Here is a 10279-nt window from a genome sequence, read left to right on the forward strand (position 1 = left end):
CGGAAAACGGGAAAGTCGTCATTCGGAACGGCGCCGCCTTCGATCCGAAGGCGAGCGGCGATGCGAGGAACGTAGCGAGGCCCACTGACAACGCGACGGGCGGGTCCCCCCTAGTTCTTGACCTGCGGAGTTCAAACCGCTCGCACGAGTGAACGAGACCAACGAACCGACGGCGCGCCGCACTTGGGCTGTACACGGCAAGTGCATGGGCGGCACGGGCGGACGCGGGGGAACGCGAAGTGCCCGGCACCCCCGGGGAAGCGGGGGTACCGGGCACTGAGGGCACGGAGGGAGGAGACGTCAGACGGCCGGGGCGCGGGGCACGATCACCGGCGCCCCGTCCCCCGGAGCGGCCAGCACGTGGCTGTCGATGTCGTACAGCGCCCGCACCAGCGCCGCGTCCACCACCTCGCGCGGCGGCCCGCAGGCCACCAGCGCGCCGTCGCGCAGCGCCACCACCAGGTCCGCGTAGCGCGCCGCCGCCGCGAGGTCGTGCAGCACCATGACGACGGTGCGCCCGCCCGCCGCGACCCGGCGCACCAGCTCCAGCACCTCGACGGCGTGCCCGAGGTCGAGGGCGCTGGTCGGCTCGTCGAGCAGGACGACGGGCGTGTCCTGGGCGAGCACCATGGCCAGCCAACAGCGCTGGCGCTGGCCGCCGGAGAGCCGGTCGAGGCGCCGCCCGGCCAACTCCTCGACGCCGGTGGCGCGCAGGGCCCCGGCGGTGAGCCGCTCGTCCTCGGGCGACCACTGCCGGAACAGCCCCTGGTGCGGGTGCCGGCCGTAGCGCACCAGCCCCTCGACGGTGACGGCCTCGGGCGCCTGCGGGCTCTGCGGCAGCAGCGCGATGCGGTGCGCGGCCTGGCGCGGGCGCAGCCGCCACACGTCCTCGCCGCCGACCAGGACGCGCCCGCCCTCCGGCCGGTGCAGCCGGGCGACGGCCCGCAGCAGGGTGGACTTGCCGCAGCCGTTGGGGCCGACCACGGCCACCACCTTCCCGGCGGGGACGGCGAGGTCCACCCCGGAGAGCACCGGGCGGCCGGGGCCGTAGCCCGCGGTGAGCCCTTCGATCGTCAACTCCATGCCGTCCCCCCGGGGTTCGCGAGTCTGCTGATGTGCGGCGGGGTCAGGACGCGGCGCCGAGGGCCTTGGTGATGTCGGCGATCACCGCGTCCGCCGCGAGCGGGCCGCCGCGGGTGGACCACACGGAGCCGTCGACGGTGACGGCGTGGTTGTTCTTCACGGCGCCCAGTTCCTGGTAGGCGGGCTTGGACTGGACGTCCTTGAGCGCCGACTTGCCGTCGTCGGTGAGGGTGGACAGGAACAGCCAGTCGCCGTCGATCTCATTGAGCTTCTCCAGGCTCAGCGCCGGGCTGTGGGCGTTGCCGTCCTTGTCCTGCGCGGCCGGGCGGGTCAGGCCCATGTCGAGGGCGACACCGCTGGAGAACTGCTTCTTCTCCATCCAGCTGGGGCCGGTGGGGTTCCAGCGGACGATGGAGACGGCGGCGCCCTTGTTCTTGCCGAGGTCGCCGCCGGCCTTGGCGGCCTTGGTCTCGTAGTCGGTGATGACCTTGTTGGCCTGGTCGAGCTTGTTGACGGAGTTGCCGATGCCGCGGAAGGCGAGCTTCCAGTCGTCGGTGGGCGCCATGGTGACGAGGGTGGCGGGGGTGATCTCGCGCAGCTGCTTGAGCATCTGCTCGTCCTGCATGTCGCCGGCCAGGATGAGGTCGGGCTTGGCGGCGATGACCTTGTCCATGACGGGCTGGAGCAGGTTGCCGACCACGGGAATGCCCTGGACCTTGTCCTTGAGGTACGCGGGCGGCTCGGCCAGGCCCTGGCCGTTGGTGATGCCGACGGGCTTGACGCCGAGGGCGAGGACGGCGTCGAGGTCCTCCTGGGTGAGGGTGACGACGCGCTTGGGCTCGGCGGGGATCTCGACGGCCTTGCCGGTGGCGTCCTTGACGGTCCGCTTGCCGCCGCCGGCCGCGTCGGCCGCCGGGGAGCCGGAGGCGGAGGAGCCCGAGGAGGACGAGGAGCCCGAGGAGCCGCAGCCCGTGAGCAGCAGGGCGACCGCCCCGGTGGCGGCCAGCGCCTGGGCCGCGCGGCGGCGGGCGGGGCTGAGCGGGCGACGGGCGAACGGCATGGGTGCCTCCGGGCAGCGGTGGTACGGGTGTTGGGCGCGCCGGGCGTCGGGAGGGCCCGGGCTGCGCGGCGACGGCGCGCCATCGGGGCGCCTCGACCATTAGGTTAGCCTTACCTTATGACATTGTCGCAACCGGGCGTCCACGCACCGTCCGCACCGCCGCCCCCGGACGACAGCCGGACCCCCGGCCCGGGGAAGTCCCGCCGCAGCACCTGGACGGGCTGGCCCCTGGCCGTCGGCGCGGTCGTCCTGCTGCTGGCCCTCGCGGCGCTGTCCCTGTCCGTCGGCGCCGGGGAGATCGGCCCCGGCCGCGTCCTGGACTACCTGCTGGGCCGCGACGGCGCCCGCGCGGACGGCCGGCTCGCCCTCGTCGTCGGCGACCTGCGCATGCCGCGCACCGTCACCGCCCTGCTCGTCGGCGCCGCACTCGGCGTCGCTGGCGCCCAGTTGCAGACCGTCACCCGCAACCCGCTCGCCGAGACCGGCCTGCTCGGCGTCAACGCCGGCGCCTCCCTGGGCGTCGTCGCCGGCATCGCCCTCCTCGGCGTGCAGAGCTCCTACGGCTACCTCGCCCTCGCCTTCGGCGGCGCCGTCCTCGCCAGCGCCCTGGTGATGCTCGTCGCGGGCAGCCGCGGCGGCGGCTCCCCGATGCGCCTGGTGCTCGGCGGCTCCGCCGTCGCCGCGATCTTCCGCGGGCTCACCGACGTGCTGGTCGTCAACTCCCCCGAGGCGTACGAGCGTTACCGCGTCTGGGTGCTCGGCTCACTGGCCGGGGTCGAGGGCTGGACGACGCTGCGCCAGCTCGCCCCCGTCCTCGGCGCCGGCTTCCTGCTCGCCGCCCTGACCACCCGGCCGCTCACCGCCCTCGCCCTCGGCGACGACCTCGCCCGGGGCCTGGGCCACCGGCCCGGCGCCACCCGCGCCGCCGTCGCCTTCGCCGTCACCCTGCTGACCGCCTCCGCCGTCGCCCTCGCCGGGCCCGTCGCCTTCCTCGGGCTCCTCTCCGGCTTCCTCGCCCGCACCGTCGCCGGGCCCCGCGTCGGCCGACTCACCCTGCTCGCCGCCCTGTTCGGCGCCGCCGTGCTCACCGCCTCGGACGTGCTGGCGCGGGTCGTGGCCCGGCCGTTCGAGGCGCCGGTGTCCGTGATCGTCGCGCTGATCGGCGCCCCGACGCTCATCGCCATCGTCCGCTCCCGCCGCTCCGCCGCCCTCGCGCTGAGCGACCCGGCCGCCGAGGCCTCACCGCCCGCCCGCAGGCCCGAACAGCCCTCCCCCGCACCGGACGTGCTGCTGAGGCGCGGCACCTGGTCGCTACTGCTCCCCCGCCGCGCGATGCTCGCCTCCCTCGGCCTGGCCGGCGCACTGCTCGCCGCCGTCGTCGTCTCCGCGCACGCCGGGCAGAGCGAACTCGACCTCGGGCGCACCTTCCAGGCCGTGTTCGGCTACGGCGACCGCCTCGACGTGCTGCTGGTGCAGAAGTTCCGGCTCGGCCGGATCGTCGCCGGGCTCGCCGCCGGCGCCGCCCTCGGCCTGGCCGGCTGCCTCACCCAGACCCTCGCCCGCAACCGCCTCGCCACCCCCGAACTCCTCGGCGTCAACGACGGAGCGACGGCCGCCGTGCTGATCTCCGTCGGCGCGGCCGGCACCTTCGGCGCCTGGTGGGCCGGGCCGCTGGGCGCCCTCGCGGCCGTCCTCGTCGTCTCCCTCGCCTCCGGCGGGCTCGGCGCGCGCGGCTACCGGGTGCTCGTCGTCGGGCTCGCGATGTCCGCGCTCGCCTCCGCCGTCATCCAGGTCGCGATGGCCCGGCGCTCGCTCAACTCGGCGGGCTCGCTGTACGTCTGGACCTCCGGCAGCCTCAACGGCCGGGACTACGAGGTCGCCACACCGGTGCTCCTCGGGCTCGCCGTCCTCGTCCCGCTCGCACTCGTCGCCGCCCGGCGCCTGGCGGTGCTGCGCTTCGACGACAGCGTGGCCTCCTCCCTCGGCGTCGACCCCGCGCGGGTGCGGCTCGCCTGCCTGCTGCTCGCCGTCGCCCTGGCCGGGCTGGCCGTCGGCGTCTGCGGGCCCGTCGGCTTCGTCGCCCTGGCCGCGCCCGTGGTCGCCGGCCGCCTCGCCGGGCCCGCCCGGGTGCCCGTCCTCGGCTCCGCGCTCACCGGCGCGCTGCTCGTCGTGCTCGCCGACACCCTCGGACGGGTGCTCATCGGCGGGGTCGAGATCCCCGTCGGCATCGTCACCACCGTGCTGGGCGGGCCCTTCCTGCTGTGGGTGCTGCTCGGGCGCGGCCGCAGCATCAGCTGAACCCACCAGAGGAGCAACCGACGTGAAGACCCCCTCCATCACCACCGCCCCGGACGACCCGGCGTACCGGCTCGTCACCTTCGGGTACGCCGGGGACTGCGACGGCGTCCTCGCACTGCTGCACACCGTCACCGACAAGGACCGCCACTCCGGCGACCTCACACCGCATCTGATGGACCGTCAGGCCGACGGCTCCTGGTCCATCACCTACCGCCTGCGCGCCGACCACCGCGCCTCGTACCAGCTCCACCCGTTCCGGGGCCCCGTCCCCGGCACCACCCGGGCCGAGTGGCTGCACGTCCTCGACCACGCCGTGCCCGACACCTCCGGGCCCCGACTCCCGGCCCGCGACGGGCGCAACCCGTCCTCGGTGCTCAGCCTGCCCGAGGCCCCCCCGCAGCCGTACGCCCGGCGGCGCGAGGGCGCCACCCGGGGCCGCACCGCCCCGTACGAGGTCGCCGGACGGCGGGTGGACGTCCACCTCCCGGGCGGGGACGGGCCGTTGGGCGCCGTCGCCGTGCTGCTGGACGGGGAGATGTGGGGCGAGGTGCTGTCCGTCGGCGACACCCTCGACAACCTCACGGCCGACGGGGCGATCCCGCGCACCGCCGCCCTGCTCGTCCACACCATGGGCCCCGGACGGCCCGAGGACCTCAGCTGCAACCCCGCCTTCGTCGACCTCCTCGCCGACCGCCTCCTCCCCTGGGCGCAGCGGGAGTTCGGCGCCCCGCTCGACCCCTCCCGCACCGTCGTCGCGGGCCAGAGCGCGGGCGGCCTCACCGCCGCCTTCGCCGCCTTCCACCGCCCGGACCGCTTCGGCAACGCGCTCAGCCAGTCCGGCTCCTTCTGGTGGCCGGACGGCACGGAGTTCGACAGCGGCAGCGAATGGCTCACCCGGCAGTTCGCGGGCTCCGAACGGCGCGAGGCCCGGTTCTACGTGGAGGTCGGCCTCCAGGAATGGATGCTGCTCCCCCAGAACCGCCACCTGCGCGACGTGCTCACCGCCCGGGGCTACGACCTCGCGTACCGCGAGTTCAACGGCGGCCACGACTACGCCTGCTGGCGCGGCGGCCTCGCCGACGGGCTGGCGCACCTGCTGGGGCCGCTGGGCTAGGGCCGCTGGACAGGCCCTAACCGGCCCTGCGCAGGCGGTCGCGGGCGATGTGGCGCACGCGGCGCGTCCGGCCGTCGTCGGCGAGTTGTGCCAGGGCGGCCGGGGCGTGGGAGTGCTCGGCGACGCGCAGCTGGCACCAGGTGGAGGCCTCGGTCAACTCCCCCGCCCCCTCGCCGAGTTCGACGGACCGGATCAGCGACCACTCGTGCAGGCGCCGTCCGGCGAAGGAGTCGGCCGCCACGGGGCCCGCCATCTGCGCCTGCCAGGCGGGGAAACCGGGGTCGGTCAGCAGTTCCGCGCCCCGGCGGTCGAGGTACTCGCACACGGCGCTGTTCGCCATCTGCGCGTCCGGGTCCGCCAGCACGCGGCCGATCAGCGCCGCCGCGCCGTCCGGCGCCACCCGCGCGAACGCCGCGCGGTAGCGGGCGAACCGCACGTGCTCGTCGGGATGCCGGTCCTGCTCCATGGGCGCCACCGTACCCGGGGGCGGATATCCGCTCGCTCGCGGGCGGGCGGTGCTGCGACGATCCGGGCATGGGAACGGACATCCACGGCGCCGTCGAGTACCGCAGGACCCACGGCCACGCGTGGAACGAACCCGCCTCGTGGCAGGTCGCGATCGACCTCGAAGCGCTCCACGACGAGCGGAACTACGACGCCTTCGACTGCCTCTTCGGCGTCCGCAACCACGCGGGCTTCCGCCCCCTCGCCCCCGACCGGGGGCTCCCGGAGGGCGCTTCGGCCGAAGTCCGGGCCGACATCGAACGGTGGCGGTCCTACGAGTCGCTCGACAGTGTGACCTGGATCGGCTGGGAGGAGATCGCGGCCGTCGACTGGGACGAGCCGGCCGAGCGCGCGGACCGGCGCGTGACCATCTACCGACGGGGAGCGGACGCCACGTGGGTACGCACCGGTAAAGCCCTGCTGCGGGAGCGCGCCTGGCGGCCCGACGGCGAGGAGTGGACGGAGGGCAGGGAATGGGAGGAGGGCGAACTGCTGCACCGCATCGAGCGGATGACCCGCCGCGAGGCCGTACGGCCGGACGGGGCGTGGGCGCCGGTGTTCACGGTGATGCGCACGCTCGCGGGGCTGCACGGCGAGGGGAACGTACGGCTCACCGTCTGGTTCGACTCCTGAAACCCGCCTGCCCCCGCCCGCCGCGTACGGGCCCGGCGTCGACGTGGCTGCGCCCCGCCACGGGCGCGGTGGTCCGGTGTGGCGGGGCGCAGGAGTGCTGAAGCCGGTCAGGGCAGGGTCATCGAGGAATCAGCGAAGGCTGCTGGTGCGTCAGTTCGCGGCGATCGGGTCGGTGCCGTAGCTCCAGTTGCTGCCGGAGCGGCCGTAGACCTGGATGGGGTCGGTGCCGACGGGGTTGTAGTAGACGGTCGCGCACGTCCCGGGGTTGATCCTCGGGGTGACCGTGGAGATGAGGGTCTGACCGGTGCGGGCGTTCGTGATCCACAGGTAGAAGTCGTTCGCGGAACCCTGGTTGTTGCAGATCTGGCCGGTGGCGGTCCCGTTGTAGTTCCAGCCGTTGAGACAGGTGCCGAACCGGCAGTAGGTGTCGCTGGCGGCACTGGCGGTGCCGGTGGTGGCGGCGAGGCCGCCGAGGGCGATGGCTGCGGCCGCGAGGCCCTGGACGGTGCGCTTGGTGACGATACGCATGGGAAGTCTCCCGTATCAGGCATGCGGGGGTGGCCCTGCTGCCTTCCCCCCGCTGGCACCGATGAGCCTAGCCACGGGGCGAGGGGCGCCGTAGGGACACTCCCGGCCATATCCCGTGTGGGGCGCCGGCGCGGCGGTTGCGCGTGATCGCCCGGCGCTACGACCGCCCCTGACCTCGCGGAACGCCTCCCCACCCGCGGTCGCCTCCGCGGGCGGGTCGACGCGCCCACCTTCGTCGCGGGTGTGATCCGCGTGCTAGCGTCCCCGTGGCGGCGCACTGGTGTTCGCCCCGGACGAGATGTGCGCCGTACCCGGCTTGCCAAGACGACGCACCTGGGAGACGTCATGGCCGATGCACCGATCGCCCGTCCGCTCGATGTCCGGTGGATCCACGGGTCTCCGTCCGCGAAGCACAACGGCGACCCCGACATCCAGATCCACCACTATGACGAGAACACGGTCATCCTTCGGCAGAACAAGGCCGTCAACTACGAAGCGCCGTTCCTGTACCTGCTGTTCGGCCCGGATCGGGCCCTGCTGATCGACACCGGGGCGACGGCCGAGCCCGCGTACTTCCCGCTGCGGGAGACGGTCGACGCGCTGGTGAAGCGGTGGCTCGTGCGCAACCCCGCGTCCAGGAACCGGGTCTACGGCCTGGTGGTGCTGCACACCCACCCGCACGGGGACCACGTCGCCGGCGACCGGCAGTTCGCCGGGCGGCCCGCGACGACCGTGGTGGACGCCCAACGGACCAGTGCCTGGCCCTACTTCGGGTTCGACGAGGACCCGGATGCGGTGGCCCGGGTCGACCTCGGCGGCGGCCGGGTGCTGGAGTGCCTGGCCACCCCGGGGCACCACGAGGCGGCCGTCACCTACTACGACCCGTGGACGGGCCTGCTGTTCACCGGCGACACCGTCTACCCGGGCCGGCTGTACATCGACGACTGGCCCGCCTTCGGCCGCACGATCGAGCGGCTGATCGCCTTCGCGCAGGCCCGGCCGGTGACCCATGTCCTGGGCTGCCACATCGAGATGACCCGCGACCCGGGCGTCGACTACCCGATCCGCACCACCTACCAGCCCGAGGAGCCACCGCTCCAGCTCACCGTGGAGCACCTGCACCGCATCCGGGCGGCGATCGCCGAACTCGGCGACGAGCCGCGGAGGTTCGCCCTGGACGACCTCATCCTCTGCCCCAACTCCTAGCCGGCGGCGGGCGCGATGACGGTCTCCGGCAGGTAGGTGAGGTCGGGCACGCGGACGGCGCCCGCCCCGGGCGAGGCGAGGGCGAGGTTGCCGGTCGGGAAGTGGCCGGGCGGGCAGTGGGCCTCGAACTGGCGCCGCACGATCGACAGGTTCCGTTCGTGGATCGGCGGCGGGGGCGCCTGGGCGAGGATCAGGTCGCCGGACAGTTCGGGCTTCCAGCCGGGCGGGAGGGCGAGCCGGGCCCTTGTCAGGAGGCGGTAATGCTCGGGGTTCATCGGGTCTCCTCTGCCGCTCCCCTCACGGTACAGCGCGGGGCGCCGTAGGCTCGGCGGATCGTTGGTGCCGGTGGGGAGGGGTCTTCATGGTGGGGCATGTGCTGGTGACGGGGGCGGCCGGGCTGGTCGGGGGCGCGGTGGTGCGGCGGTTGCGGGTGGCCGGGTGGGGGGTGGTGGGGGTCGACCGGGTGCCGGGGCCGGAGGTCCGGGTGGTGGCGGATCTGCGGGAGGAGGAGGCGTGGCGGCGAAAACTCACCGGCGCCGTCGCCGTGGTGCACGCGGCGGCGCTGCACGCGCCGCACGTGGGGGCGGTGCCGGACGGGGAGTTCTGGGAGGTGAACGTCGAGGCCACCCGCACGCTGCTGAAGGCGGCGGAGGAGGCCGGGGTGCAGCGGTTCGTCCTCACCTCCTCGGCCTCGGTCTACGGGCACTCGCTGGTGCCGGCCGACGGGTCGGCGGTCTGGGTGACGGAGGAGACGCCCTGCCGCCCGCGTGACGTGTACGACGAGACGAAGCTCGCCGCCGAGCGACTGGTCCTGGACGCGGCGGGGCGGATGGGGACGGTGTGCCTGCGTATCGCGCGGTGCTTCCCGGAGCCGCCGGCCGTCCTCGCCCGGCACCGGCTGTACCGGGGCGTGGACCTCGCGGACGTGGCGCGGGCGCACGAGCTGGCCGTGAGGACCATCGGCGCCTCGGGGGTGCTGAACATCGCCGGCCCGTACCCGTGGCGGGAGGCGGACGGGGAGCGGCTGTGGCGGGAGCCCGCCGCACTGGTGGCGGAGCGGCTGCCGGAGGTGGCGGCCGGGTTCGGGCGGCGCGGCTGGGAGCTGCCGGCAGCCGTGGACCGGGTGTACGTGTCTGGGCGGGCGGCCGACGTGATGGGCTACCGGCCGCGCTACGGCGCACCCGAACTGCTGGGCTTGTCGGGTGATCATTCCGAGTGCCAGGCTGGCGCCCATGGCACATGATCAGACCGGCCGGATCATCGGCGCGGGGTTCGGGCTCGTGTTCGTCCAGGCCAACGCGGGCGCCCTGCCCGAGGCGGTGGGCGTGCCGCTGCGGGTGGTGTCCGTGGCCGCGTTCCTCGCGCTGGTCGGGGTCGGCCGCCGCTGGGGCGGGCGCGCGGAGCGACACGAGGAGCGCGGGACCGTCTTCGGGCGCCGGTACGCGGTGATCGTCGCCGCCGAGGTGGCCGCGGTGGCGGCCGGGCTGGCGGTGGTCAAGAACCTGCTGCACACCCCACTGGCCACCGTCCCGTGGATCGCCTTCGTCGTGGGCGTGCACTTCTTCGCCCTCGCGGCCGCGTGGCGCCGGGCCGAGCTGCGCGTGCTCGGCGCGGCGGTGGCGGCCTGCGGGGCGGCCGGACTGGTGCTGGCCTTCGGCGGGGCGCCGGAGGCGGCGGTGGCCTCGGTGGCCGGGATCGGGCCGGGGGCGCTGCTGCTGGGCTCGGTGTGGTGGTCGTCCGTCCAGGAGCACCGCCGGTCCGCGGAGCCGAAGCAGGAACCGGTGCCGAAGCAGGAGCCAGTGCCGAAGCAGGAACCGGTGCCGGACCCGGAGCGGACGACCACCGCCTGACCG

At 74.7% G+C, this 10279-nt stretch carries 11 protein-coding genes and 1 riboswitch; of the genes, 6 read left to right on the forward strand and 5 right to left on the reverse strand.

What is annotated here, in order from left to right; genetic code table 11:
• Positions 1-300 precede the first annotated feature (300 nt).
• The gene (locus ACIRRS_RS03140; RefSeq protein WP_402964124.1) at positions 301-1083 is read right to left on the reverse strand and encodes an ABC transporter ATP-binding protein; all 783 of its coding nucleotides are present in this window, start codon (positions 1081-1083) and stop codon (positions 301-303) included.
• A 43-nt stretch (positions 1084-1126) separates the two neighbouring features.
• Entirely contained in the window at positions 1127-2143 is a 1017-nt protein-coding gene (locus ACIRRS_RS03145; protein WP_402964127.1) for an ABC transporter substrate-binding protein, read from the reverse strand.
• Positions 2144-2260: 117 nt separating this feature from the next.
• Here ACIRRS_RS03145 and fhuB point away from each other — a divergent pair, with 117 nt between their 5' ends.
• Both fhuB and ACIRRS_RS03155 read left to right on the forward strand, forming a co-directional pair.
• A complete protein-coding gene (gene fhuB / locus ACIRRS_RS03150) occupies positions 2261-4441 on the forward strand; it encodes a Fe(3+)-hydroxamate ABC transporter permease FhuB (protein ID WP_402964129.1) in 2181 nt (726 codons plus the stop codon).
• A gap of 22 nt (positions 4442-4463) precedes the next feature.
• Positions 4464-5555 (forward strand): alpha/beta hydrolase-fold protein, encoded by a 1092-nt coding sequence (locus tag ACIRRS_RS03155; RefSeq protein ID WP_402964132.1) that lies wholly within the window; start codon positions 4464-4466, stop codon positions 5553-5555.
• Between the two features lie 16 nt (positions 5556-5571).
• On the opposite strand, the gene ACIRRS_RS03160 is transcribed toward ACIRRS_RS03155, so the two are convergent.
• Positions 5572-6021, reverse strand: coding sequence for a hypothetical protein (locus ACIRRS_RS03160; protein WP_402964135.1), 450 nt, complete (start codon positions 6019-6021; stop codon positions 5572-5574).
• Between the two features lie 68 nt (positions 6022-6089).
• Between ACIRRS_RS03160 and ACIRRS_RS03165 the strand changes: the two genes are divergently transcribed.
• Positions 6090-6692 (forward strand): hypothetical protein, encoded by a 603-nt coding sequence (locus ACIRRS_RS03165; protein ID WP_402964138.1) that lies wholly within the window; start codon positions 6090-6092, stop codon positions 6690-6692.
• A 150-nt stretch (positions 6693-6842) separates the two neighbouring features.
• Here the strand turns inward: ACIRRS_RS03165 and ACIRRS_RS03170 are convergent, their stop codons facing one another.
• Complete coding sequence (locus ACIRRS_RS03170; RefSeq protein WP_402964141.1) at positions 6843-7220, reverse strand: hypothetical protein; 378 nt, start codon at positions 7218-7220, stop codon at positions 6843-6845.
• Positions 7221-7488: 268 nt separating this feature from the next.
• Positions 7489-7554, forward strand: a riboswitch (guanidine-III (ykkC-III) riboswitch).
• 11 nt (positions 7555-7565) lie between these two features.
• On the opposite strand from ACIRRS_RS03170, the gene ACIRRS_RS03175 reads away from it, so the two are divergent.
• Positions 7566-8426 carry an MBL fold metallo-hydrolase gene (locus tag ACIRRS_RS03175; protein ID WP_402964144.1) on the forward strand — a complete coding sequence of 287 codons (861 nt, stop codon included), beginning with the start codon at positions 7566-7568 and terminating at the stop codon, positions 8424-8426.
• Here the strand turns inward: ACIRRS_RS03175 and ACIRRS_RS03180 are convergent.
• Positions 8423-8701, reverse strand: a complete 279-nt coding sequence (locus ACIRRS_RS03180; RefSeq protein WP_402964147.1) for a hypothetical protein — start codon at positions 8699-8701, stop codon at positions 8423-8425. The genes ACIRRS_RS03175 and ACIRRS_RS03180 overlap by 4 nt on opposite strands.
• 86 nt (positions 8702-8787) lie before the next feature.
• Between ACIRRS_RS03180 and ACIRRS_RS03185 the strand changes: the two genes are divergently transcribed.
• Both ACIRRS_RS03185 and ACIRRS_RS03190 read left to right on the forward strand, forming a co-directional pair.
• Positions 8788-9669, forward strand: a complete 882-nt coding sequence (locus ACIRRS_RS03185) for an NAD-dependent epimerase/dehydratase family protein (protein WP_402964150.1) — start codon at positions 8788-8790, stop codon at positions 9667-9669.
• The gene (locus ACIRRS_RS03190; RefSeq protein ID WP_402964153.1) at positions 9659-10276 is read left to right on the forward strand and encodes a hypothetical protein; all 618 of its coding nucleotides are present in this window, start codon (positions 9659-9661) and stop codon (positions 10274-10276) included. The genes ACIRRS_RS03185 and ACIRRS_RS03190 overlap by 11 nt, the downstream gene beginning before the upstream one ends.
• Positions 10277-10279 lie beyond the last annotated feature (3 nt).

The sequence above is a fragment of the Kitasatospora sp. NPDC101183 genome, from assembly GCF_044767945.1.
Taxonomy (GTDB): domain Bacteria; phylum Actinomycetota; class Actinomycetes; order Streptomycetales; family Streptomycetaceae; genus Kitasatospora.